Origin of the sequence: Kitasatospora arboriphila (assembly GCF_039528095.1) — a bacterium.
Taxonomy (GTDB): domain Bacteria; phylum Actinomycetota; class Actinomycetes; order Streptomycetales; family Streptomycetaceae; genus Kitasatospora; species Kitasatospora arboriphila.
This window is the reverse complement of record NZ_BAAALD010000045.1, coordinates 1-24,965: the sequence shown is the minus strand read 5'-3', so window position 1 is coordinate 24,965 and position 24,965 is coordinate 1. Positions and strand designations below refer to the sequence as shown.

Sequence of the window (24,965 nt, the reverse complement as noted above, 5' to 3'; positions counted from 1 at the left end):
GGCGGGCAGCGACCCGCCGTCTCCACGCTACGGGTGCGCCGGGCGACCGCGCAGCATGCCCAAAAGGGGAGCGCTCCCACGGGAGTTCAGGTTTCGCGTCGTCAACTCCGTCCGATGCCTTGACGGGGCATGGCCTTCGTGGCTTGATATCCCATGAGCTCAGGGCCTGGCCCTGAAGCGCGGGTTGAGAATTCCCGCTGCTCCGACGACTCGTCGACCGAGCTCCGACTGTTCCATCGACGTATCGTCGATCCCCAGCAAGTGGGAGCGCTCCCACTCGCGACTCCCTCCGATGCACGTCAGGGTCCCTCCCCCACCCGAAAGGACTCCGTAAGTGCCTTCCCCCATCATGCGGCGTCTGCGCACGTCGGCAGCGGCCGCGGCGCTGGGCGTCGCAGCCGTGCTGCCGCTCGCGACGGCCGTCCAGCCCGCAGCCGCAGCCGAGGCCAAGCTCGACAACCCGTATGCCGGCGCCAAGGTCTATGTGAACCCGGACTGGTCCGCCAAGGCCGCCGCCGAGCCCGGCGGTTCCGCGGTCGCCAACCAGCCGACCTTCGTCTGGATGGACCGGATCGCCGCGATCAGCGGCTCCTCCGCCGCCAAGGGCCTGCGCGCCCACCTGGACACCGCCCTCGCCCAGGGCGCCAACCTGGTGCAGATCGTCATCTACGACCTGCCCGGCCGCGACTGCTCCGCCCTCGCCTCCAACGGCGAGCTCGGCGCCACCGAGATCGGCCGCTACAAGACCGAGTACATCGACCCGATCGCCGCGATCATGTCGGACTCCAAGTACGCGGGCCTGCGGATCGTCAACGTCATCGAGCCCGACTCGCTGCCGAACCTGGTCACCAACGCCGGCGGCACCGCCGGTTCGACCGACGCCTGCGCCACCATGAAGGCGAACGGCAACTACGAGGCCGGCGTCGGTTACGCCCTGCACACCCTGGGCGCCATCCCGAACGTCTACAACTACATCGACGCCGCGCACCACGGCTGGCTCGGCTGGGACTCCAACATGGGCCCCGCCGCCACCGAGTTCAAGAAGGCCGCCACCACCGGCGGCGCCACCGTCAACGACGTGGCCGGCTTCATCGTCAACACCGCCAACTACAGCGCGCTGACCGAGCCGTACTTCAAGGTCACCGACTCGGTGAACGGCACCACCGTGCGCCAGTCCAAGTGGGTCGACTGGAACTACTACGTCGACGAGCTGTCCTTCGCCCAGGCGCTGCGCACCAAGCTGATCGGCGAGGGCTTCAACAGCAGCATCGGCATGCTGATCGACACCTCCCGCAACGGCTGGGGCGGCACCGCCCGTCCGGCCGGCTCCGGCCCGCTGACCTCCGTCGACGACTACGTCAACGGCAGCCGCGTCGACCGCCGCATCCACGCCGGCAACTGGTGCAACCAGAGCGGTGCCGGCCTCGGCGAGCGCCCGACCACCGCGCCCGCCACGGGCATCGACGCCTACGTGTGGGCCAAGCCCCCGGGTGAGTCCGACGGCGCGAGCCAGGTGATCCCGAACGACGAGGGCAAGGGCTTCGACCGGATGTGCGACCCGACCTACACGGGCAACGGTCGCAACGGCAACAGCATGACGGGCGCGCTGGCGAACTCGCCGCTCGCCGGTGCCTGGTTCTCCGCGCAGTTCCAGCAGCTGCTGGCCAACGCCTACCCGCCGGTCGGCGGCACCACCACCGACACCCAGGCGCCGACCGCCCCGACCGGTCTGACCTCGTCGGCGAAGACCTCCAGCAGCGTCTCGCTGTCCTGGACGGCCTCCACCGACAACGTGGGCGTCACCGGCTACGACGTGTACCGGGGCAGCACGCTGGTCGGCTCGTCCGCGACCACCTCGTTCACCGACACCGGTCTGACCGCCTCCACGGCGTACAGCTACACGGTCAAGGCGAAGGACGCGGCCGGCAACGTCTCGGCGGCCTCCACGGCGCTCTCCGTCACCACCTCGGCCGGCGGCACCACCGACACCCAGGCGCCGACCGCCCCGACCGGTCTGACCTCGTCGGCGAAGACCTCCAGCAGCGTCTCGCTGTCCTGGACGGCCTCCACCGACAACGTGGGCGTCACCGGCTACGACGTGTACCGGGGCAGCACGCTGGTCGGCTCGTCCGCGACCACCTCGTTCACCGACACCGGTCTGACCGCCTCCACGGCGTACAGCTACACGGTCAAGGCGAAGGACGCGGCCGGCAACGTCTCGGCGGCCTCCACGGCGCTCTCCGTCACCACCTCCGGCACCAGCAACGGTTCCGGCTGCACCGCCACCTACAAGGTGAGCAGCGACTGGGGCGCCGGCTTCAACGCCGACGTCACCGTCACCAACAACGGCACCACGGCGATCAACGGCTGGAAGGTCACCTGGACCTACGGCGGCCAGCAGAAGATCTCCAACCTCTGGAACGGCAGCTACACCCAGACCGGCCAGGCGGTGACCGTCACCAACGCGGCGTACAACGGCGCGATCGGGGCAGGCGGCTCGGCGAGCTTCGGCTTCGGGGCCACCAACTCGGGCGGCAGCAACGCCGTCCCGACGCTGACCTGCACGGCGCTGTGACCCGCACCGCGACCTGATCGCGGACCCCGGGCGGCCGATCCCACGGCGGTGGGATCGGCCCCCCTCCCGCATGCGGGGGCAACCCCTCAGGACAACGGAAACCCCTCAGGGGCGCGTGGGGGCACCCGACGGGTCACCCCTGCTCAGGATGCCTGGCAGCGAGTTCGAAGGCGGAGTTGACCAGGGCCACGTGGCTGAACGCCTGTGGCATGTTGCCGAGTTGGCGTCCGGAGTGCGGGTCCCACTCCTCGGCCAGCAGTCCGACGTCGTTGCCGAGCGAGACCAGCCGGACGAACAGGTCGCGGGCCTCGCCGGTCCGCCCGATCGCGCCGAGGGCGTCCGCGAGCCAGAACGAGCAGGCCAGGAAGGCGCCTTCGTTGCCGGGGAGGCCGTCCGCGGGGGAGCCCACCGAGTAGCGCCGGATCAGCCCGCCGTGGTCCAGCCCGGTGCGGACGGCGTCCACCGTGCGCACCACCCGCGGGTCGTCCGGCGGCAGGAAGCCGCTCTTCACGACGAAGAGCGTGGCGGCGTCCAGGTCCTGTCCGCCGTAGTCCTGGACGAACAGGCCGCGGCGGCGGTCCACGCCGTTCTCGCAGACGTCCGCGTGCACCGCGTCCCGCATCTCCCGCCAGCGGTCCACCGGGGCGGGCAGGCCGGTGAGTTCGGCCATCTTGAGGGCGCGGTCGGCGGCGACCCAGGCCATCACCTTGGAGTGCACGAAGTGCCGCCGGGCGCCGCGTACCTCCCACAGGCCCTCGTCGGGTTCCGTCCAGTGCTTCTCCAGGTAGGCCATGAGCGTCCGCAGCAGGCTCCAGACCTGGCGTTCCATCGGGATCCCGGCCTGCAGGGCGAGGTGCATGGTGTCCACCACCTCGCCGTAGACGTCGAGTTGGAGCTGGCGGACGGCGACGTTGCCGAACCGCACCGGCGTCGAGCCGTCGTAGCCGGGCAGCCAGTCGGCCTCGATCTCGGGCAGTCCGCGTTCGCCCGCGACGCCGTAGACGGCCTGCAGGTCGCCGGGGTCGCCGGCGATCGCCCGCAGCAGCCACTTGCGCCAGGCGGCCGCCTCCTCGCGGAAGCCGCCGCGCAGCAGCGCGGAGAGGGTGAGGCTGGAGTCGCGCAGCCAGCAGAAGCGGTAGTCCCAGTTGCGTTCGCCGCCGAGCACCTCGGGCAGTGAGGCGGTGGGGGCGGCGACGATCCCGCCGGTGGGCTCGTAGGCGAGTGCCTTGAGGGTGATCAGCGAGCGCAGCACGGCGCGGTGCCACTCGCCGTCGTAGTGGCAGTCGGACGCCCAGCGCTCCCAGCCGTCGAGGGTGCTGGCCAGGGCCTGCACGGAGTCGGCCCGGGGCGGGGCGTGCAGGTGGGAGGGCTGCCAGGTGAGCACGAAGGGCACCTGGTCGCCCGCGGAGACGGTGAAGTCGGAGGCGGTCGTGCCGTCCTCGCCGTAGGTGTGCACCCCGGTCGGCACCCGCAGCCAGGCGGAGTCCGGGCCGGCGACGGCGACCCGGTGGTGCTCGGTGCGGCGGACCCAGGGGTGGACCCGGCCGTAGTTGAACCGCAGCCGCAGCTCGCCGCGCATCGGGACGGTGCCGGAGACGCCCTCGACGATCCGCACCAGTTGGGGGGCGCGGTCGCGCTGCGGCATGAAGTCGATGATCCGGACGGTGCCGTCGGGGGTGGCCCAGAGGGACTCCAGGACGAGGCTGTCGCCGAGGTAGCGCCGCCGGGTGCACTCGCCGCCGGTGGCGGGTGCGATCCGCCACGCGCCGTGCCGGCGGTCGCCGAGCAGTCCGGCGAAGCAGCTGGGGGAGTCGAAGCGAGGCAGGCAGAGCCAGTCGACCGAACCGTCCTTGCCCACCAGGGCGGCGGTCTGGAGGTCACCGATGAGGGCGTAGTCCTCGATGCGTCCGGCCATCATGACCATTCTCCGCCGAAGGCGTCAGGAACCGCGCGGCGTAAGGAATCCGGGGCCGGCAGGGGTGGAGCCGGGAACTTCCGTTCCGCTTGCAAGGAAGATCAGATCATAGGAAAATCATGTCGAGTTGTTGGCTTTTTCCTGAACCGGAGGGGGTGCCGTCATGCGGCAACCGAACTGGGTGCCCGCCGGAACAGACCTCGAGAAGCCCAACGCGGCCCGCATGTACGACTACTACCTCGGCGGCTCGCACAACTTCGAGGCAGACCGGCAGATGGCCCGCAAGGCGGTGGAGCTCTGGCCGGAGCTCCCGCGGATCATGCGGGCCAACCGGGCGTTCCTGCGGCGGGCCGTCCAGTACCTCGCCGAGTCCGGCATCACCCGGTTCCTGGACATCGGCTCCGGGATCCCCACCTTCGGCCCGGTCCACGAGGCCGCCCGCCGGACGGCCCCCGACGCCCGTGTGGTGTACGTCGACAACGACCCGGTCGCCGTGGCGCACAGCCGCCTGCTGCTGGAGGACGACCCGCTCAGCAGCGTCGTCCAGGCCGACCTGCGCCACGTCGACGACCTGCTCGCCCGTCCCGAGGTGAGCGGCCTGCTCGCGGCGGGCGAGCCGGTCGCGGTGCTGCTCGTCGCGGTGCTGCACTTCGTGCCGGAGTCCGACGACCCGCACAAACTGGTCGCCGCGCTGCGCGACGCGCTGCCGCCCGGCAGCGCCCTGGTGCTCTCGCACGCCTCGCTGGAGGGCCGCCCCGACCAGGCCGGCTCCCACCAGGACCTGTACCGGAAGACCCCGACCCCGCTCACCATGCGCGGTCGGGAGGCCATCGAGGCCTTCTTCGACGGCTTCGAGCTGGTCGAGCCCGGGGTGGTCTACCTCCCCGAATGGCGTCCGGACGATCCGCAGGAGGTCGGCCCGCATCCGGAGCGGATGACGGGCGTGGCCGGCGTCGGACGACTCCCGTGAGCGGCGGGCTGCCGGTGGGGGCCGGCAGCACGGAGGGCCTGCGCAAGGAGTGGGCCCGGCTGCTCGGCGGCAACCACGGCGGAGCGGTCCACCCGCGGGTCGTCGACAGCCTGGTCGACCGCACCGCCGAGCTGCTCGACCGGGCCCGCCGTGCCCGGCCCTTCGACCCCGTGCCCGCCCGGCAGGCCGGCGCGCTGCTGGTCGACGCGCACTTCACCGATCCGGAGGTGCTGGCCCGGGCGGTCGAGATCCTGCACCGGCAGCCCGCCGCCGACGGCGTCGGCCCGATGCTCTCCGGCGCCTTCGCGGCCGGCTGGGCCGCGGCCCTGCGCGAGCGGACGCTGCGCGAGCAGGAGGCGATCCGGCTGGCCGCGGACACCGCCCGCCACGGCGTGGAGCGCGCCCTGCGCGAGTCCGAGGCCCGCTTCCGGGCGCTGTTCGAGAGCGCGGCGATCGGCATCGGCATCGGGGACGTCGAGGGCAACATCCTGGCCGTGAACAAGGCCATCGGGGAGATCTTCGGGGTCGGCACGGAGGACATGGCGGGCCGCCGGGTCGGCGACCTCGTCCACCCCGAGGACACCCCGGGCGTGTGGGAGGCGTACGGCGACCTCATCAGCGGCAAGCGCGAGTACTTCCAGGTCGACAAGCCGTACTACCGGCGCGACGGCGAGGTGGTCTGGACGCACCTGACCGTCTCGCTGATCCGCGACGCGGACGGCGTGCCCAAGTACCAGGTCGCCATGCTGGAGGACATCACCGACCGTTACCGCCTGCAGGAGCGGCTGCGCCACCAGGCCACCCACGACCCGCTCACCGGCCTGCCCAACCGGGCCGCCTTCTTCGAGCGGCTGGAGCGGCTCTTCGAGGAGCCGGAGCCGGGCGCCCGGTTCGGTCTGTGCTACGTCGACCTCGACGGCTTCAAGGTGGTCAACGACAGCCTCGGCCACGACATGGGCGACCAGCTGCTGACGGCGGTCGCCAGCCGGCTGGACGCCGCGCTCACCCCGCTCGGCCACATGGTGGCCCGGCTCGGCGGCGACGAGTTCGTGGTGCTGCTGGAGAACTGCCGGGGCGAGCAGGAGGCGGTGGCCGCGGCCAAGACGGTGCTCGCCGCGCTGGCCAAGCCGGTGATCGTCGGCGACCACAAGCTCGCCGTCGGCGCCAGCGTCGGCGTCCTCGAACGCCGGGTCGCCACCACCACCCCGGGCGCCGCGGTACGGGCCGCGGACCTGACGCTCTATCGGGCCAAGGAGGCCGGCCGCGGCCGCTGGACGCTCTTCGACCCCAAGGAGAACGCCCGCGCGGTCAGCCGGTACGCGGTGTCCGTGCGGATGCCGTCCGCGCTGGACCGCGGAGAGTTCTTCATCGACTACCAGCCACTGGTCAACCTCGCCGACGGGTCGCTCGCCGCGGTGGAGGCGCTGGTGCGGTGGCGTCACCCGCAGCTCGGCGTGCTCGGGCCCGAGGAGTTCGTCGGCACCGCCGAGGAGACCGGTCTGATCATGCCGCTCGGGCGGTGGGTGCTGGAGCAGGCCTGCGGCCAGGCGGCCGACTGGGTGCGCCGGTTCGGCGACCGGGCGCCGCAGTTGAACGTCAACCTGGCGGTCCGTCAGGCCCGCAACGCCGGGCTGGTCGCCGACCTCGACCGTATCCTGCGCGCGAGCGGTCTGCAGCCCGGCAAGCTGCAGCTGGAGATCACCGAGTCCACCGTGGTCGGCCCCGAGGACGAGGCGCTCAAGTCGCTGCACGGCCTGGTCGACCTCGGCGTCTCGCTGGCCGTGGACGATTTCGGCACCGGCTGGTCGAACCTCGCCTACCTGCGCGACCTGCCGGTCTCCGGGCTGAAGATCGCCGGCTCCTTCGTCGGAGACCTGCACGACCCGGCCAAGGACACCCACCTCGGCTGGCGGATCGTCAGCGGACTCGTCTCGCTCGCGCACACCCTCGGGCTGACCGTCACCGCCGAGGGCGTGGAGAACCGCGCCGACGCCGAGCGGTTGCGGCTGATGGGCTGCGACTGGGCGCAGGGGTGGCACTTCGGCCGTCCCGTCCGCCCCGGCGAGATCGCCCGCCGGATCGCCGAGGCCAACCTGTCGGAGACGGTCGACCTCGCCGAGTGAGGGGCCGTCGACCGCCCGTCGAAAAATCGGGCAATTCAGATAAACCGCCCCAAAGTCCTTGACTCGGCGTGACCGCCGTGAGGATGATGGCTCCAACCGGTACCGCTACGGCGGGACGCCAGGTACCGGCCGTCACCGTCGGCGCCGCGTGCGCCCGAGACGACCGACGCATTCCGAGGGCAGGGCCCGGGGGGCTCACCGAGGCCGCGGGGGACGCAGCCCGAGCGTCGTTGATCCGTCTCCACCCCGTTTCCGCGGGCACCCCTGTGCCCTGCCGCCTCCCGAGAGGCCGCTCGCGATGAGCACCACTGCGTCTTCCGACCCGCACCAGCCGTACCCGATGCACAACGGCCGGCCCATGCGCCGAGCCACCGACAGGGCGGAGGGCGCACCGCAGCCCATGCGCCGGGCCGGGGACCTCGCCCCCCGGCACACCGTCAGCCTGGTCGTGCCGGCCCACAACGAGGCCCGCAACATCCCCTGGGTGTTCGAGCAGATCCCCCGCTGCGTGGACGAGGTCATCCTGGTCGACGGCTCCTCCAGCGACGCCACCCTCGCCATGGCGCGGCACTGCCTGCCGACCGTGCGCAACGTCCAGCAGACGGGCCCGGGCAAGGGGAACGCCCTGCGCACCGGATTCGCCGCCGCCACCGGCGAGTACATCGTCATGATGGACGCCGACGGCTCGATGTGGCCCGGCGAGATCCCGCACTACCTGCACTTCCTCGACAACGGGTACGACTTCGTCAAGGGCTCGCGCTGCATCGCCGGCGGCGGATCGCTCGACCTCACCCGCATCCGCGCCCTCGGCAACCGCGCCCTGATCGCCGTGGTCAACCGGCTGTACCACACGGTGCTGACCGACCTCTGCTACGGCTACTGCGCGTTCAACCGCAGCTTCCTCGACGAACTCCGGCTGCGCTCGTCCGGCTTCGAGATCGAGGCCGAGATGATCGCGCACGCCCTCCGCTCGGGTCTCCGCATCGCCGAGGTCCCGAGCCTCGAACTTCCCCGCCGCAGCGGTCGCTCGCACCTCCACGCCGTCTCCGACGGCCGACGGGTGCTGCGGACGCTGATCGCCGAGCGTCCCGGAGCCAGGTCCGCGGCGCCCGTTGCCGTGGGGGAGCGATGATGAATGGCTACGACCGGCGCACCCCGGCAGCCTGCCCGCGCCCAGCCGCGCGAGAATCGCTCTACACCCCCGTCCGGGTGGTCGAGCTGGACCTGGACGAGCCCGGGCGGCTGCATTCGCCCGGCGGTCTCGGCCCCGTCGACCCGGAGGGCCGCGTGTTGGCGTTGGTGCGGCTGCACGGACACCCGCTGGGGTTGGTCGAGGCCACAGGCACGGCAGGCGATCCCGCCACGCTGCGCCGGGCGCTGGTCGAAGCCGCTCACCGGGAACTTCGCGTTCCCTCCCTGTCCACCGCGACACCCGCGGCGCGTCCCCGCCGGACCGGGCCGCCGCGGGTGCCCGCGGACTCGCCGACCGTCACCGTGGTGGTCTGCACCCGCAACCGGCCCCAGTCGCTCCGCAGCTGCCTCGACTCGCTGCTGCGCACCGACTACCCGTACGTCGAGGTGGTCGTGGTCGACAACGCGCCGGTCGGGACCGCCACCCGCGACCTGATCGAGGCGCTCTACTCCGACCAGGTCCGGTACGTCTGCGAACCGCTCCCCGGCCTCGCCCGGGCCAGGAACGCCGGGCTCGCCGCCGCCCGCGGCGACGTCTGCGCCTTCGCCGACGACGACCTCGTGATCGACCGGGGCTGGGTCGCCGCGCTCGCCGAACCCTTCCGGGCCGACGACCGGATCGGCTGTGTCACCGGCCTGGTGCTGCCCGCCGAACTCGACACCGCCGCCCAGGCCGTCCTGGAGCGCTACGGCGGGTACTCCCGCGGCTTCGCCGCCCGCAGCTGGTCGCTGCGCGAGAAGGACGCCGACCCGCTGCAGCGGTTCTCCGTCGGCCGGTTCGGCTCCGGCGCCAACATGGCCTTCCGCACCGACCTGCTGCGCGCCGTCGGCGGCTTCGACCCGGCCACCGGCGCCGGCACCCCCGCCCGCGGCGGCGAGGAACTGTACGCCTTCTTCTCCGTCTACAACGGCGGACACGACATCGCGTACCAGCCGGAGGCCATCGTCTGGCACCGCCACCCGCGCACCGACGAGGCGCTGGCCCGGCAGATCTTCAACTTCGGCGTCGGCTTCGGGGCTTACCTGACCGCCGCCGTCGCCCACCGGCCCGACGTGCTCGCCGACCTGATCCGCCGCCTGCCGCAGGGCCTGTGGCGCTGGCAGGCCGTCCACCGCCGGCGCGCCGCCGAGGGCTGCGGGCCCGAGCCGGTGGCGGGCCTCGGCCGCCGGGAGTTCCGGGGCCTGCTGTACGGCCCGTTCTCCTACCTCTACACCGTCTGGCACCAGCGCGGCGCCCGAACCGGAGAGTGATCACCATGACCGCCGCCACCGCGCTGCCCGACCCGCCGGCCGCGATCGTCGACCTCGACCTCGCCCACCCCCAGGAACTGCGGGTCCCCGGCGGTGCCGCCGCCCCGCCGCCGACCGGCGGCCCCGTCCTCGCCCTGGTCAGACGGCACGGCCGCCCGCTCGGCCTGGTGACCACCACCGCGTCCCGGGGCGACACCTCCGGGCTGCGGGCCGCGCTGCTCGCCGCCGGCACCGCGCTCGGCGCCACCCCGGCCGCCCCGCCGCCCGCGGCCGCCCCGCCGCCCACCCTCAGCGTGATCATCTGCACCCGCGACCGCACCGAACTGCTGCCGCGCTGCCTTGACGCGCTGCTGCGGGCCGCACCCGCCGACGCCGAGCTGCTGCTGGTCGACAACGCGCCCACCGACCTGACCACCCACGACCTGGTCCGCGACCGCTACGGCGACCGGATCCGCTACCTGCGCGAACCGGTACCCGGGCTGGCGCGGGCCCGCAACACCGGCGTGGCCGCCGCCACCGGAGAGGTGTGCGCCTTCACCGACGACGACGCCCTGCCCGACCCCGGCTGGCTGCACGCCATGCTGGCGACCTTCCGCAGCGACCCCAGGATCGGCTGCGTCACCGGCCTGGTGCTGCCCGCCGAGCTGGACACCCCGTCCCAGGCGGCCTTCGAGCGCCACTGCGGCTTCTCCCGCGGCTTTGCCCCGCGCACCTGGTCGCTCGCCGACCAGGGCGGCGACCCGCCCGTCCCCTACACGGTCAGCCGCTTCGGCACCGGCGCCAACATGGCCTTCCGGACGGAGGCCCTGCGGGCCATCGGCGGCTTCGACCGGGCCACCGGCGCCGGCACCCCGACCCGCGGCGGCGAGGACCTGCTCGCCTTCCTGCGGGTGCTCACCACCGGACGCCTGGTCGCCTACGCGCCCGACGCACTGGTCTGGCACCGCCACCGCCGCACCCCGGCCGCGCTGCGCTCCCAGGTGTACGGCTTCGGCGTCGGCTACGGCGCCTACCTGGCCGCCGCCGTCGTCCAGCGCCCCGCGCTGCTCGCCGACCTCCTCCGCGGCCTGCCCAAGGCCCTGCCGATGGCCCCCGGCCGCCGCCGCACCAGCGCCTCGTCCCCGCGCGAACTCGTCCGACTGCACCGCCGCGGGCTGCTGGTCGGGCCGCTCAGCTACCTCTACAGCCGCGGGCGCCAGCGCACCCTGCCCGCCGGGATCCGGCCGTGATCACCGACTTCGTCTCCCGCCGCACCACGGCCGGCCGCCCGTGCTCGTGCCCGCTGCCGCTGCCCTGCGAGTGCTCGTACGCCGCGCTGCTGCGCGCCCGCGTCCGGGCCGTCACCCGCCGGACGGCCGGCGAGCCGCTGCTGCGCAACGGGCACATCCTGGCCGCCAGCGCAGTGCTCTCGGCAGCGCTGGGCTCGCTGTTCTGGATCTTCGCGACCCGCTGGTACAGCGCGGAGACCGTCGGCACCAGCTACGCGGCGCTGTCGGTGGCCGCCCTGATGTCCGGCGTCGGCCGGTTCAACCTCGGCGACGTCCTCGTCCGGTTCGTCCCCCGGGCCGGCCGGCACACCCGGCGGCTGGTACTGCGCTGCTACGCCATCAGCGGCGGGCTCAGCGCCCTCGCCGCCTGCGGCTTCCTGCTGCTGATCCCGGTCGTCGCCCCCAGCCTGGACTTCCTGCGCTCGCCGCTGCTCGCCGTCGCCTTCGTCGTCGCCACCGCCGGCTACTCGATCTTCGACCTGCAGGACGGCGCGCTCACCGGACTGCGCCGCACCGGCTGGGTGCTCGGCGAGAACATGCTCTTCGCCGCCGCCAAGGCCGCCGCCCTCGCCGTCTGCGCGGCCCTCGCCGTCGGCACCGGCATCCTCACCTCCTGGGCCGTCGCCCTGCTGCTGTCGATCGTCGTCACCAACTCCGTGCTGTTCCGCCGGGCCATCCCCGCGCACCAGCGCGCCGACCGGACCGGCGCACCCATGCCGCGCCGACTGATGCGCTACGCCACCGCCGACTACCTCGGCAAGCTCGCCAGCATCACCACCTACGCCGTGCTGCCGCTGATCGTGCTCGCCCAGCTCGGCGCCGCCCAGAACGCCTACTACTCGCTCGCCTGGATCATCGCCGACACCTTCGACATCGCGGTCTTCAGCATGGGCGCCTCCCTCGTCGTCGAGGGCGCCCACCGGCCCGACCGGCTGCCCGAGCTCGCCCGGCGGATGCTCCGCCATGCCGGCCTGCTGGTCGCCGCCGCCACCGCCGTCGTGGTCGCCGCCGCGCCCTGGATCCTCGGCCTCTTCGGCCCCGACTACGCCGCGCACGGCACCCCGGTGCTCCGGCTGATGGCGATCGCCTCGCTGCCGACCGTCCTGATCACCGTCGCCATCGACGTCGCCCGGGTCCGCCGCAACCTGCGGCGACTGATCGGCCTCCAGGTCGCCCACTGCGTCCTGGTCATCGGCCTCACCGCCGTACTGCTCCCGGTGTACGGACTCACCGGGGTCGGCCTCGCCTGGCTGCTCGCCTGCTGCGCCGTCGCCGTGCCGTTGCTGCTGACAATGCCACGCTGGATGAAGGCGCCCGAAAGGAGGACGGCATGACCACCGCCCCGCCCGACGCGCGGACCACCCTGTCCGTCGTCATCTGCGCCTACACCCTGGACCGCTGGGACGACCTGTGCGCCGCCGTGGACTCCGTCCGCGGTCAGCGCCGGCCGCCCGAGGAACTCGTCCTGGTCGTCGACCACTGCCCCGAGCTCGCCCGCCGGGCCGGGCACCGTTGGCCGGACGTCCGGGTCCTCCCCAACGAGCAGCGCCGCGGCCTGTCCGGCGCACGGAACACCGGGGTCCGTGCGGTCCGCGGCGACGTGGTCGCCTTCCTGGACGACGACGCGGTGGCCGCACCCGACTGGGCCGACCGCCTGCTCGCCGGCTACCGCGACCCCGCGGTGCTCGGCGTCGGCGGGTTCGTCCGGCCGCGCTGGGAGACCGGCCGGCCCGCGTGGTTCCCCGGCGAGTTCGACTGGGTGGTCGGCTGCTCCTACCGCGGCCTGCCCGACCGGCCCGCGGCGATCCGCAACTTCACCGGCGCCAACATGTCCTTCCGGCGTGCCGAGGCCGTCTCCGCCGGCGGCTTCCGGCTCGACCTCGGCAGGGTCGGCACCCGCCCGGTCGGCTGTGAGGAGACCGAGTTCTGCCTCCGGCTGGCCGCCCGCCACCCGCAGGCGCAGCTGCGCTACGACCCGGCCGCCGTCGTCCACCACCACGTCCCGCCGGGCCGGGCCACCTGGGCGTACTTCCGGGCCCGCTGCTACGCCGAGGGCCGCTCCAAGGCCGTCGTCGCCCGGCACAGCGGACCGCACCCCGCCCTGGCCTCCGAGCGCCGGTACCTCCGGCACACCCTGCCGGCGGCCGTGCTGCGCCACCTGCGCCGGGCCGACCTGCGCTCCGCGGGCGCGCTCTGCGCCGGGGCCGGGATCACCGTGCTGGGCTACACCGTGGGCCGCGCAGCCCTCCTGCTGCCCCGGCCGTCCGTGCCGACCCTCCGGCCGGCGAGGAGCCCGCGATGAGAGCCGTCCCCGTCTTCCTGTACCACTCCGTCTCGGAGGACCCGCCGGACTGGATCGCGCCCTACACCGTCTCCCCGAAGACCTTCCGCGAGCAGCTCGACCGGATCGCCGACGCCGGCCTGACGGTCGTCCCGCTGCGCCGGCTGGTCGCCGCGCTGCACGGCGGGCCCGCGCTGCCGGCCAACGCCGCGGTGCTCACCTTCGACGACGGCTTCGCCGACTTCTACTGGACGGTCGCCCCGATCCTCACCGAGCGCGGCCTGCCCGCCACCCTCTACGTCACGGTCGGCGCGATCCACCCGCCCGGCGGGGAGCCCACCGGCAGCCTGCTGCCCGACTCGCGGATGCTCAACTGGCGCCAGGTCGGCACCCTCGACGCGGTCGGCGTGGAGATCGGCGGCCACTCCCAGACGCACGCCCAGCTCGACACGGTCTACGGCCAGCGCCGCACCGACGAGATCGTCGGCAGCAAGAAGCGGCTGGAGGACGCCATCGGCCACCCCGCGACCGCCTTCGCCTACCCGCACGGCTACTCCAGCCCCGCCGTCCGCCGCCAGGTCCGCGCGGCGGGCTGGACCTCGGCGACCGCCGTGGAGAACAAGTTCAGCTCGGCGACCGACGACCCGATGCGGATCTGCCGGCTGATGGTCCGCAGCGACACCCCGGACAGCGTCTTCGACGACTGGACGGCCGGCCGCGGCAGCCGCGTCGGCCCGATCCGGGAGAGCCTCTACACCCGTGGCTGGCGGTCCTACCGCCGGTTCACCCGGTTCGTCGGCGCCCCGGTGGGCGGGCCGCCCAAGGACTGACCCCACGCACGAGCCGCCACACCTTGTGACACGACAACAGCCCGGAGAGGGCCCGACGATGGTCGACCAGCAGATCGCAGACACGGCCGGTCCGCCGGTGCCGCGGCGCCCGCCCGCGGCGCTGCTGGACCGGGTGCTCGGCGGACGCAGCCCGGCCGGCCGGTTCGCCGCGGGCGCGCTGCCGGTGGCGGTCGCGCTGTGGGTGCTGGCACTGCGCGGCGCCCGCCTCGACCGGATGGGCGACCTCGGCCTGCTCCAGGCCCTGCCGATGACCTACTGGGCCGGCTTCGCCGTGCTGCTCGCCGGCTTCGTCGCCGTGCTCTACCAGCCGCGCGTCCCGCAGGGCTGGGCCGCCGCGTACGTCGTCGCGCTGATCACGATGATCCACGCCACCCCGAGCGTGCTCTACCCCACGCTGCGCTACGCGTGGGCGTGGAAGCACATCGCGGTGGTCGACGCCATGCTCCGGCACAACGGCACCGTCCCGAACGCCGGCGGACTGGAGCTCTACAACGAGTGGCCCGGCTTCTTCCAGCTCAACGTGCTGTTCCTGCGCGCCACCGGGCTGCACTCCGCGCTCGGCTACGCCTCCTGGTACCCGCTGCTGGCCAACCTGATGCTGCTCGGCCCGCTGCTGCTGCTCTACCGCGCGCTCACCGACAACCGCCGGCTGGTCTGGGGCGGGGTCTGGCTCTTCTACTCCGTCTCCTGGGTCGGCCAGGACTACTTCTCGCCGCAGGCGTTCGCCTTCCTGCTGTTCGTGCTGCTGCTCGCGCTGGTGATCGGCCGGCTCGCGGCCGCCCGGCGCGCCGCCGCGGCCGCCGCCGAGGGGCCGCCGACGGCCACCGCGCTCACCGCCAGGACACCCTGGCTCGGCTGGTACGCCATGACGGTGGTGGTCCTCGCCGGCATCGTGATCTCGCACCCGCTGACCCCGATCATGACGATCAGCGTCCTCGCCATGCTCAGCCTGCCGCGCCGCAACCGGCGGACCGTCCTGCCGGTACTGGGCGCCGCCGTCGCGATGACCTTCGCCTGGGACTACACGGTCGCCCACAGCTACCTGGCGCAGAACGCCAACCAGCTGATCGCCGGCCTCAGCGCCACCAACAGCAACGTCCGCCCACCGGGCCAGCTGAGGTTCGGCACCATCGCGCCCGGCCAGGCGATGGTCGCCCGGCTCTCCCTCGGCATGTGCGCGGTGCTCGGCCTGCTCGCCGTCGTCGCGCTGGTCTCGCAGCGCTGGGTCCGCCGCACCGGCCTGATCGCCGTGCTGTTCGGCCCGCTGCCGCTGCTGCTGGGCAACAGCTACGGCGGCGAGATGATCCTGCGCGCCTACCTGTTCGTCCTCCCGGCGACGGCCTTCCTGGCCGGCACGGTCGTGCTGCGCAGCGGCCGGAGGCCCGTCCTGCACCGCGCCCTCGCCGCCGCCGCGGCGGGCGCGCTCGCCCTCGGCATGTTCGGCAACTACTACAGCAAGGAGGCGATGAACTACTTCAGCCCGCAGGAGGTCGCGGCCCTGAAGCAGGTCACCGCGGACGCCCCGTCGGGCACGCGCATCGTCTCCGTCACCGGCGACCTCCCCGGTGGCGAGTTCAACTACGACGACCGCACCCGGGTGATCCTCAGCCAGCTGTCGGCGGAGGAACAGCGCATCATGCTCGCCGACCCGTTGCCGCTGCTGCGCCGCGAGCTGACCGTCCCGGTGGTGCCCGGGCCGTCGTTCCTGGTGCTCACCCGCGCCCAGGCCGAGGCCCTCCGGCTGACCGGGGCGCTGCCCGAGGACACCGTCCGGCGGCTGGCCGGACTCGCGGCCGGATCACCGGAGTTCCGCGCCGTCTACACCAGCCCCGACGCGGTGGTCTACCAGTACACCGCGCCGTCCGCCGGCGTCGTCGGCGAGGTCGCGCCGCCGTGGGGCACCGGCGGCAGCACCGACCAGCAGAATCCCACCGGGAGGCAGCCGTGAACAGCTTCGCCGGTCCGGCGGTGCGGTGCGTGCTCGCCGGCCTCGCCTGGGCCGGGGCCGCGGCCACCGTGCTGCCCGCGGGCCGCGTCCGCACCGTCCTCGCCGCCGTCGCCGTGCTGGCCGTCCCGGGCACCGCCCTGGTGCTGCGGTGCCGCTGGCCCGCGCGCTCCCGGTACGCGCCGACGGCGGCCGTGGTGCCCGCCGTCGCCTGCAGCGCCGTCCTCTCCGCGGTCGCCGCCGCCCCGCTGCTGCTCACCCACACCTTCACGGCCCGCCGGGTCCTGGTGGAGCTGGCCGTCCTCACCACCCTGCTGGTGCTGCCCTACCCGCGGCGGCGGCTGCCGCCGCCCGACCCGGCCACCCGCTCCACCCGCGAGGGGCCGCCCCCGCCGCCCGGCCGGTACGACCGCTCGGCGCTGCGGGCCGGTGCGCTGGTCGCGGCCTGCGTCCTGGCCGGTGCCACCGCCTGCGGCGACCCGACCGCCGACGGCTCCCCGGCCTCGCGGACACAGGCCGCCGTGCCGGGCGCGCAGCGGGCGACCGACCCGCCGACCCCGCCGGGGCCCTGGCACCGGGTCTTCCTCGACGACTTCACCGGCTCCCGGCTGAACACCGCGGACTGGGCCACCTGCTACGACTGGAACGACGGCGGCTGCACCAACGCCGGCAACCACGAGCTCCAGTGGTACCTGCCCGGCCAGGTGTCCGTAGGCAACGGGGACCTCGCCCTCACCGCCGACCGCCGGACCACCCACGGCACCGACGGCAAGACCTACCCGTGGACCTCCGGCATGGTCAGCACCGGCCGCGACCACTGGGACGGCGCACCGCGGCACACCTTCACCTACGGCTGGTTCGCCGCCGCCGTCAAGGTGCCGGTCGCGGCCGAGGGCATGTTCCCGGCGTTCTGGCTGATCCCCGCCGACGCCCGCGGCACCCCGCCCGAGATCGACATCGCCGAGTTCATCAACAGCGCCTCGCACGTCGACTCCAACCTGCACTGGCGGGCCCCCGACGGCAGCGACACCCACATCGGCAACCGCTACGGCCCGGCCGACTTCTCGGGCGGCTACCACGTCTTCGCGGTCGACTGGCAGCCCGACTCGGTCACCTGGTACGTCGACGGCGTCCAGCGCTTCAAGGTCACCGAACCGGCCGCGATCCCGCACGTGGCCATGGAACTGGTGATCAACCTGGCGGTCGGCTTCCAGACCGCGCCGCCGCCCGGCACCGACTCCGCCCGGCTGGACGTCGGCTGGGTCGCCGTCTGGCAGCGCTGACCCGCCCGAGGAGGTGGACCCGATGCAGGCCGAGGGCCCTGAACTGGACCGCGGAGTACCCGTGCTGATGGTGAAGGTCGGCCACTACCCGGACGCCTACGGCGCCTACGGCGCCGCCCGGTCGCTCGGCCGGGCCGGCGTGCCGGTGTACGCCATGGTGGAGGACGCGCTGACCCCGACCGCGCTCTCCCGCTACGTGCGGCGGGCCTTCGTCCGGCCCACCAGCGCGGGGGAGCCGCCCGAGGCACTGGTGGCCGCCCTGCTGGCCGCCGGGAGGGCGATCGGCCGCCCCACCGTCGCGGTGCCCACCGACGACGAGGCCGCCGTGCTGCTCGCCGAGCACCGCTCCGAACTGGCCGGGCGGTTCCTGCTGCCACCGGTACCGGCGGACCTGCCGCGCAGGCTCGCCGACAAGGGCGGCCTGCACGAGCTCTGCCGCACGAACGGCGTGGCCACCCCGCGCGCCGCGACCCCGGCCGACCGGTCCGAACTCCTCGCCACGGCGCGGGAGTGGGGCTACCCGGTCGTCCTGAAGAACCTCGCCCCCTTCACCCGACAGGTGCGCCCCGCCGTCAGCCACACCACGGTCGTGCCCGACGAGCCGGCCCTGCTGGCCGCCTGCCCCTCGGACGGCCCGCTCTCGGTGCTGCTCCAGGAGTACGTCCCGCAGTCCTGCGCCGAGGACTGGATCACCCACCTCTGCTGCGGGTCCGGCGGCAAGCCGCTGGTCGTCTTCACCGGCGTCAAGGACCGCTCGTGGCCGCCGGAGAGCGGTGTCACCACCCGCGGCCACACCCGGCCGAACCCCGAACTCGCGGCGCTGGCCACCGACTTCTGCGAGGCCATCGGCTACTGCGGCAGCGCCGACCTGGACTGGCGCCTCGACCGGCGGGACGGCCGCTACAAGCTGCTGGACTTCAACCCCCGCAACGGCGCCCAGTTCCGCCTCTTCGAGACGGTGGACGGGGTCGACGTCGTCCGCGCCCTGCACCTCTGGCTGACCGGCCGCCCCGTCCCGGCCGGGCCGCAGCGGCCGCGACGCTTCCGGGCGGGCCGGCTCGACACCCTCTCCGCGCTGGCCGGTGCCTGGCAGGACCGCTGCCGCCCCTGGGGCCTGTGGGCGGAGCCCCACACCGAGCACGCCTGGTTCGCCGCGGACGACCCGGCCCCGGCGGTGGCGGCGCTGCTCCGCTTCGGCGTTCCCGCGCCGTACCGGATGCTGAGGTCCAGGATCGGCGGGTGAGCGGGGGCCCGGCGCCGCGCGCCGGGCCCCCGCCCGCCGTTCGTCCTACGCGTCCCGGTTGCTGCGGGCGGCGACGTGCCGGCCGATCCGGTTGGCCGCGAAGTGCGTCCCGCAGACGAAGCGCATCACCGGCCCGAAGGTGTTCGCCGCGGCCAGCCCGGTGAAGTACAGGCCCGGCACGGACGACTCCAGACCCGGGCCGAGCCGCGGCGCGCCCGCGGCCGTGGTGCGGATCGCCCGGCGCAGCCCCTCGTCGAGGACGGCGAGCCGGGCCACGTCCGCCCGGTAGCCGGTGGCGGCCAGCACGTGGTCGGCCTCCAGCAGTTCGGTCGGGCCCTCCAGGCTCAGCCGGACGGTGCCGTCCACCGCCTCGGCCGCCGCCAGCGGATGCCCGGTGAGCACCGGGAAGAGACCGTCCACCCGCTCCTCCAGCCACCAGGCACCGGCCGGGCCGAGCACCCGGCGGACCCGGACGGCCCGCGCCTCGTCCGGCAGGAACCGGAACAGCCAGGGGATGTCGGCATACGCGCGCATGCCCCACCCCGGGCCGAGGTTGCTGGACGGCCGGGTCACCCGGGCGGTGAGCGGGCGGCTGGCCGGCAGGTCGGCGTCCGGCGGCTCGCCGAAGATCACCCGCGGGCCGCGGACCACCACGGTGGGGGAGGCCCCGGCCTCGTGCAGCAGGGCCGCGCTCTCCAGCGCCGACTGTCCGGCGCCCACCACGGCCACCCGCTGCCCGGCGAACTTCCGCAGGTCCGCGTGCTCGCTGGTGTGCGAGCACAGGCCCGTCCCGGCCAGTGCGGCGAGTTCGGGCGGCAGGTACGCGAAGGGCCGCAGACCGGTCGACACGACGACCGAACGGGCCGCCACCGACTCGCCGCCCTCCAGGGTCACCCGGAACCCGCCCGGTGCGCCCTCGACCCGCGCGACCTGCGTCCGTTCCAGCTCGGGCACCCGCTCCCGCTGGAACCACTCGCCGTACTCGACGAACTCGTCCAGCGGGATCGGGTAGGTGTCGCCGACCGTGCCGCGGCCGGCGCGGTGGCGGAAGTCGTTGAAGCCGTAACGGCCCGAGGGATCGGAGATGCAGGACGCCCGCGGTGTCGACTTCAGGAACATCCCCGCGGGCATGCCCTCGCGCCAGCCGGCCATCGGCTCGCCGAACGCCCGGAAGGACACGCCGGCGCCCCGCAGGTGCGCCGCTGTCGCCAGCCCGTACGGGCCGGCTCCGATCACGACGGCCTCGGGCTCGACCGTTCCCCGTCCCTGCATGAGTGGCCACCTCCGGTGTGGAACAACCCTCGTCCCAGCATGCGGCGGCCTCACCCGGTCGGCACCCCGGCAGGGTCAGAAACGCTGCGCCCGCGCGACCTTGGCGCTGGCTGCGTCGACCTTCTGGTCGCCGTGCGCGAGCACCGTGCGGCGCTCACCGGGGGCGACGTCCGAGGTGCCCACCACCACCGTCTCCACAGTGGCGCCGGAGGAGTCCACGAAGTCCACCTGGACGGCGTAGCTCGCCTTCTGAGAGGTCGAGTTGGTGATGGTGACGGTGGCCGCCGGGAAGCCGTCCGTGGCGGTGGTGGGCACCCCGGTCAGCACCACGTCGCCGATCGCGTTGCCGGTGCCGGCGACCCCGCTCAGGGCGGCGCTGGCGCTCTGCCGGGCCTTCGAGATCTGCGCGGAGACCGAGGACTCGAAAGCGGCCGCCCGGGACTCCACCGAGGCCGCCGCGGCCGAGGCGGAGGCGGCCCGGGCGAGCGCCTCCTCGGAGATCAGCGCCGCCGCGCTCGACGCGGCGGCCGAGGCGTCCTCGCCGGTCAGCTCCGAGGCCTCGGCGGCGGCCGAGGCGGCGTGCCGGGAGGCCTCCGCGGCGGCCGACACGACCGCCGGGCTGATCCCGCCCTTGGTCTTCTCCGAGCTGCACGCGGCCGCCGTTGCGGTCAGCGCGGCCGCCACGGCGAGGATCGCGCCGGCCCGGGCGGTCGGCCCGGTGAGGGGGCGCAGGCGGGAGTGCGGGGACATGGCGGCTCCTGGATCGCTCGGCCGGGGGTGCACAACTCCTCCAGCCTCCGCCGCGGCGCGGCCCGCCGCGCGCAGGGCTGCGCCGCCCGGGTGCGTCGTGGCCCCCGGCCGCGCAGGGGCGGGCCGGGGGCCACGACGGCCCGGGCAGGGTGTCAGTAGCGCAGCACCGCGGCGATCCGGTCGTGCGCGGTGAGGTCGTCGTCGGGGACGAAGACCACCTCGGCGCCCTTGTCCAGCGCGGTCTCCACGAGCTCGTCGACGATGTCCTCGCGGACGCCCTCCTCCCAGCCGCCGGGCCGGTCGCCGTCCGCCGGTGCGAGGTGGCCGTCGGCGAGCCGCATCGTCCGCTGGAAGTGCTCCTCGACGGCGACCATCTCGACGCGTCCCTCGCAGACGGCCTCCCAGACCTCGTCCAGGCCGGCGGCGAAGGCCTTGCGGCTGCGTGCGGAGTCCAGTGCGGTGCTCACCCGGTCCGACTCGTGCGAGGCGAACTGGGCCATCGCCGGGGCGAGTTCCTGCAGCAGGACGCGGTCGGGGCCGTCCGTGAGGCCGCCCTTGAGCACGGTCGCGACGGCCGCGCCCGCGGCGGTGCCGACCTCCTGCAGGGCGGACACCGCCTGCGGCAGGCCGATCAGGAACAGCGGCCGGCGGTCCGCGGCGAGGACGGCGCCGAGCGCGGTGTCCACCGAGCGCAGGAAGCGCCGGGTCTCCTCGTCGCTGAAGGTGCTGGGCTGGCCGCCGGTGCGCTCCTCGCGCTGGACGTCCCAGTCCACGCCCTCCGCCTCCATCGGGAAGCCGTCCGCCTCGTGCTCGTGCAGCGCGAGGCCCGCGCCGCCCCACAGGGTGGCCCGGTCGGCGGCGACCGCCATGACCCAGTACGGGCGTTCCTGGGCCTTCGCGGCGACCAGGTTGCGGGTCAGGAAGGTGTCGCTGAGCACGACCCGTTCGGGCACCTCGCGCGGCAGGCTCCACACCTGGTGCTCGTCGGTGGTCGCGTACACCACCAGCCCGTCCAGCGAGTGCCGCAGGTCCACCTCGGCGACCGCCCGTTCGAGCTGCTTGTGCAGGTCGATGCGGTTCTGCCGGGAGGCCTCCGGATCGGCGTCGATCCGCCGCTCGGCCTCGGCGAGGAGGTTCCTCAGCCGCACCGCGTCCTGCGCGTTGTCCGGCTCGCGGCGGTGCGTCGGCATGGTCAGCGAGACGGCCGGGTACGGCCGGGGGCTGCGCAGTTCGCGCAGGGTGTCGGAGGTGAGGGAGTCGGTTTCCACGGGCGCTCTCCCGGGGTCGGTCCGCGCCGGGCGGGGCCCGGCGGGGCCGCGGGGCGGGGTGGAGCGACGGATGGCGCGGCCCACCGACCGACGCTTCCACGCGCTCCCCGGCGCCGCGCGCGCCCTGCGCCGATCGGGTGAACCCCGGTCAGGCGCCCAGCGACAGGAACTCGATGCCGTGGCCGAGGGTGCGCGCGGTGCCGTCCGCCTTGGTGCGCAGGTAGCGGACGTTGCTCTCGGACAGGTGGACGCCGGTCGGCACCTGCTCGGCCACCGTGATGCCGAGCCGGGACAGCTGGCCGGCCTTGTCGGGGTTGTTGCTCAGCAGCCGGATGCCGCGCGCGCCGAGCGTGGCGAGCATCTGGGCGGCGGCGGTGTAGTCGCGGCCGTCCTCGGGCAGTCCGAGCGCGGTGTTCGCCTCGTAGGTGTCCAGCCCGGCGTCCTGCAGCGCGTAGGCGTCGAGCTTGTTGTAGAGGCCGATGCCGCGGCCCTCCTGGCGGAGGTACAGCAGGTAGCCGCCGGCCTCGGCGATCCGCTCCGCGGACTCGCGCAGCTGCGGGCCGCAGTCGCAGCGGGCGGAGCCGAAGACGTCGCCGGTGAGGCACTCGGAGTGCAGCCGCACCAGCGGGGTCTCGCCGACCTCGCCGAGGGCGAGCGCGAGGTGCTCGGCGCCGTCCGCCAGGCCGTGGAAGGTGAAGACCTCGGCCTCGACCCGGAAGCCGTCCGGGAAGGCCAGCGGGATGCGCACCCGGGAACGCACGGTGGCGGGGCCGGGCAGCGGCGTCCGGGCGGTGTCGGTCTGCGGCATGGCCGGGCCTCCGAGGTGGTGTGGTTCAGATGTGGTTCAAATTCGAACCGGTCGGTCAGGGTCAGACCGTACCTCGTGGTTCCAATTTGAACAACTGCCGTTGCGTCACGCACAACACCTCCCGTTCGGCCCACCATCCCCGGCCGTCCCGGCCTTCCGCCCAGCAAGCTGGGCGGAAGGAAGTCGCCGACCCCGAGGGAGCAGCATGTCCAAGGCGTTCGGATACCGGGCGTTCGGAGGCCCGGAGCACCAGGAGTTCCTGGACCGCCCCGTGCCCGTCCCCGGGCCGGACCGGCTGCAGATCGCCGTCCGCGCTGCCGGGGTCAACCCGATCGACTGGAAGATCCGCAACGGCTGGCTCGGCACCGACCGACCCCTGCCCGCCGTCCTCGGCGCCGAGGCCGCCGGTGTGGTCGAGGCCGTCGGGCCGGGCGTCGAGGGCTTCGCCGTCGGCGACGAGGTCTTCGGCGTCACGGTGGCCGGCGGCTACGCCGAACACACCCTGCTGGACGCCGCCGTCAGCGCCCGCAAGCCCGCCGAGGTCCCCTTCGCCACGGCGGCCGCGCTGCCCGTCGCGGGCGCCACCGCCTGGGACGCCGTCGAGCAGCTCGCCCTGGAGCCGGGGCGCACCCTGCTCGTCCTCGGCATCGCCGGCGGCGTCGGCAGCGCCGCCGCCCAGCTCGCCCGCGCCCGCGGCGTCAAGGTGGTCGGCACCGCCGCCGACCGCAACCGCGACTGGGTCGCCTCCTTCGGCGCCACCCAGGTCCGGTACGGCGAAGGGGTGGCCGACCGGATCAGGACCGCCGCCCCGGACGGCGTCGACGGACTCCTCGACCTGATCGGCGGCGAGGACCTGCGGGAGGCCGCCGCCGTGCTCGCCGACCGCACCCGGCTGGTGTCCACCGCCGACCCCGACACCGCCGCCGCGCTCGGCGGCAGCGCCGTCCGCCGCAACCCCGGTCGGGAGGCGCTCGCCGCACTGGCCGCACTCGTCGCGGCCGGCGGCCTCGACCCGCGGATCACCGCGACCTACCCCCTCGACCGGGCTCCCGAGGCACTCGCCGAGGTCGAGTCCGGACACGCCCGCGGCAAACTCGTCCTGGTGGTGGAGTGACATGAGAATCGACAGACCCGCGCTCGGAGCCCCCTGCTGGGTGGAGATCTCCACCACCGACCCGGAGGGCTCCAAGGCCTTCTACCGCGAGACGTTCGGCTGGCGCACCGAGGTCGACCCGAACCCGGAGGCCGGCGGCTACACGCTGATGATGCTCGGCACCGACCCGGTCGCCGGCCTCGGCCCCGTCCAGCGCGCCGGGCAGCCCACCAGCTGGACGATCTCCTTCGCCGTCGACGACGCCGACGCCGCCGCCACCGCCGTCCGGGGCGCCGGCGGCCGACTGGTGACGGAACCCGCCGACGTCCTCGACCTCGGCCGCTTCTCCGTCGCCGCCGACCCGTCCGGCGCGGTGTTCGCGCTCTGGCAGGCCCGCGGCTTCACCGGCACCCCGCTGATCGACGAGCCCGGCGCGCTCGGCTGGGTCGAACTCGCCACCCGGGACACCGCCGGCGCCAAGGAGTTCTACCCGAGGGTCTTCGGCTGGAGCGTCACCGTCGGCGAGATGTACACCCAGTGGGGCCTGCCCGGCCGGGAGTTCGGCGGCATGGCCGACATGGCCGACCAGTTCCCCGCCGACGTCGGCCCGTACTGGATGCCGTACTTCGCGGTCGCCGACGTGGACACCACCACCGAACGCGCCGCCGTCCTCGGCGCCACCATCGCGCTGCCGCCCACCGACGTGCCGGACGGGCCACGGCTCGCCGTCCTGCACGACCCGCAGGGCGCGATCTTCGGCATCCACGTCGCGGGCGGCGGCTCCGGGCAGTGACGGCGGCGGGGGAGAGCCCGCCGGCTCAGGCCCGGCCGCGGGCCGCCGGGCTGCTGGCCCCCTGCTGCGCCCCGTCCGCCGGGCC

Annotated in this window: 19 protein-coding genes; 14 read left to right on the top strand and 5 right to left on the bottom strand. The window is 74.3% G+C overall.

Annotation, left to right across the window (positions count from 1 at the left end; translation table 11 throughout):
• Positions 1-349: 349 nt before the first annotated feature.
• Positions 350-2,575: a glycoside hydrolase family 6 protein gene (locus tag ABD353_RS22570; protein WP_344625497.1), complete on the top strand. Its 2,226-nt coding sequence runs from the start codon at positions 350-352 to the stop codon at positions 2,573-2,575.
• 133 nt (positions 2,576-2,708) lie between these two features.
• On the opposite strand, the gene ABD353_RS22565 is transcribed toward ABD353_RS22570, so the two are convergent.
• The gene (locus ABD353_RS22565) at positions 2,709-4,490 is read right to left on the bottom strand and encodes a glycoside hydrolase family 15 protein (protein WP_344625462.1); all 1,782 of its coding nucleotides are present in this window, start codon (positions 4,488-4,490) and stop codon (positions 2,709-2,711) included.
• 163 nt (positions 4,491-4,653) lie between these two features.
• Here ABD353_RS22565 and ABD353_RS22560 point away from each other — a divergent pair, with 163 nt between their 5' ends.
• From ABD353_RS22560 to ABD353_RS22510, 11 genes are all read left to right on the top strand, one after another.
• Entirely contained in the window at positions 4,654-5,460 is an 807-nt protein-coding gene (locus ABD353_RS22560; RefSeq protein WP_344625461.1) for an SAM-dependent methyltransferase, read from the top strand.
• Entirely contained in the window at positions 5,457-7,583 is a 2,127-nt protein-coding gene (locus ABD353_RS22555; RefSeq protein WP_344625460.1) for a putative bifunctional diguanylate cyclase/phosphodiesterase, read from the top strand. The genes ABD353_RS22560 and ABD353_RS22555 overlap by 4 nt, the downstream gene beginning before the upstream one ends.
• Before the next feature lie 298 nt (positions 7,584-7,881).
• The gene (locus ABD353_RS22550) at positions 7,882-8,715 is read left to right on the top strand and encodes a glycosyltransferase family 2 protein (RefSeq protein WP_344625459.1); all 834 of its coding nucleotides are present in this window, start codon (positions 7,882-7,884) and stop codon (positions 8,713-8,715) included.
• Positions 8,715-10,025, top strand: a complete 1,311-nt coding sequence (locus ABD353_RS22545) for a glycosyltransferase (RefSeq protein ID WP_344625458.1) — start codon at positions 8,715-8,717, stop codon at positions 10,023-10,025. The genes ABD353_RS22550 and ABD353_RS22545 overlap by 1 nt, the downstream gene beginning before the upstream one ends.
• 5 nt (positions 10,026-10,030) lie before the next feature.
• Entirely contained in the window at positions 10,031-11,254 is a 1,224-nt protein-coding gene (locus ABD353_RS22540) for a glycosyltransferase family 2 protein (protein ID WP_344625457.1), read from the top strand.
• On the top strand, positions 11,251-12,627 hold the full coding sequence (locus ABD353_RS22535) for a lipopolysaccharide biosynthesis protein (RefSeq protein WP_344625456.1): 1,377 nt from the start codon (positions 11,251-11,253) through the stop codon (positions 12,625-12,627). Before ABD353_RS22540 ends, ABD353_RS22535 begins: the two co-directional genes overlap by 4 nt.
• On the top strand, positions 12,624-13,595 hold the full coding sequence (locus ABD353_RS22530; protein WP_344625455.1) for a glycosyltransferase family 2 protein: 972 nt from the start codon (positions 12,624-12,626) through the stop codon (positions 13,593-13,595). The genes ABD353_RS22535 and ABD353_RS22530 overlap by 4 nt, the downstream gene beginning before the upstream one ends.
• Positions 13,592-14,404: a polysaccharide deacetylase family protein gene (locus ABD353_RS22525; protein ID WP_344625454.1), complete on the top strand. Its 813-nt coding sequence runs from the start codon at positions 13,592-13,594 to the stop codon at positions 14,402-14,404. The genes ABD353_RS22530 and ABD353_RS22525 overlap by 4 nt, the downstream gene beginning before the upstream one ends.
• A 58-nt stretch (positions 14,405-14,462) precedes the next feature.
• Positions 14,463-16,373, top strand: coding sequence for a glycosyltransferase (locus ABD353_RS22520; RefSeq protein ID WP_344625453.1), 1,911 nt, complete (start codon positions 14,463-14,465; stop codon positions 16,371-16,373).
• Entirely contained in the window at positions 16,370-17,653 is a 1,284-nt protein-coding gene (locus ABD353_RS22515; protein ID WP_344625452.1) for a glycoside hydrolase family 16 protein, read from the top strand. Before ABD353_RS22520 ends, ABD353_RS22515 begins: the two co-directional genes overlap by 4 nt.
• Before the next feature lie 22 nt (positions 17,654-17,675).
• The gene (locus tag ABD353_RS22510) at positions 17,676-18,896 is read left to right on the top strand and encodes a carboxylate--amine ligase (protein ID WP_344625451.1); all 1,221 of its coding nucleotides are present in this window, start codon (positions 17,676-17,678) and stop codon (positions 18,894-18,896) included.
• A gap of 45 nt (positions 18,897-18,941) precedes the next feature.
• Here the strand turns inward: ABD353_RS22510 and ABD353_RS22505 are convergent, their stop codons facing one another.
• The 4 genes from ABD353_RS22505 to ABD353_RS22490 form a co-directional block, all read right to left on the bottom strand.
• Entirely contained in the window at positions 18,942-20,168 is a 1,227-nt protein-coding gene (locus tag ABD353_RS22505) for an NAD(P)-binding domain-containing protein (protein WP_344625450.1), read from the bottom strand.
• A 75-nt stretch (positions 20,169-20,243) separates the two neighbouring features.
• Positions 20,244-20,918 (bottom strand): FxLYD domain-containing protein, encoded by a 675-nt coding sequence (locus ABD353_RS22500; protein ID WP_344625449.1) that lies wholly within the window; start codon positions 20,916-20,918, stop codon positions 20,244-20,246.
• A 152-nt stretch (positions 20,919-21,070) separates the two neighbouring features.
• A complete protein-coding gene (locus ABD353_RS22495; protein ID WP_344625448.1) occupies positions 21,071-22,186 on the bottom strand; it encodes a baeRF3 domain-containing protein in 1,116 nt (371 codons plus the stop codon).
• A 148-nt stretch (positions 22,187-22,334) separates the two neighbouring features.
• Complete coding sequence (locus ABD353_RS22490; protein ID WP_344625447.1) at positions 22,335-22,994, bottom strand: GTP cyclohydrolase II; 660 nt, start codon at positions 22,992-22,994, stop codon at positions 22,335-22,337.
• Positions 22,995-23,199: 205 nt separating this feature from the next.
• Between ABD353_RS22490 and ABD353_RS22485 the strand changes: the two genes are divergently transcribed.
• Positions 23,200-24,108: an NADP-dependent oxidoreductase gene (locus tag ABD353_RS22485; protein WP_344625446.1), complete on the top strand. Its 909-nt coding sequence runs from the start codon at positions 23,200-23,202 to the stop codon at positions 24,106-24,108.
• A gap of 1 nt (position 24,109) precedes the next feature.
• Positions 24,110-24,880 (top strand): VOC family protein, encoded by a 771-nt coding sequence (locus ABD353_RS22480; protein WP_344625445.1) that lies wholly within the window; start codon positions 24,110-24,112, stop codon positions 24,878-24,880.
• The last annotated feature ends 85 nt before the right edge of the window (positions 24,881-24,965 follow it).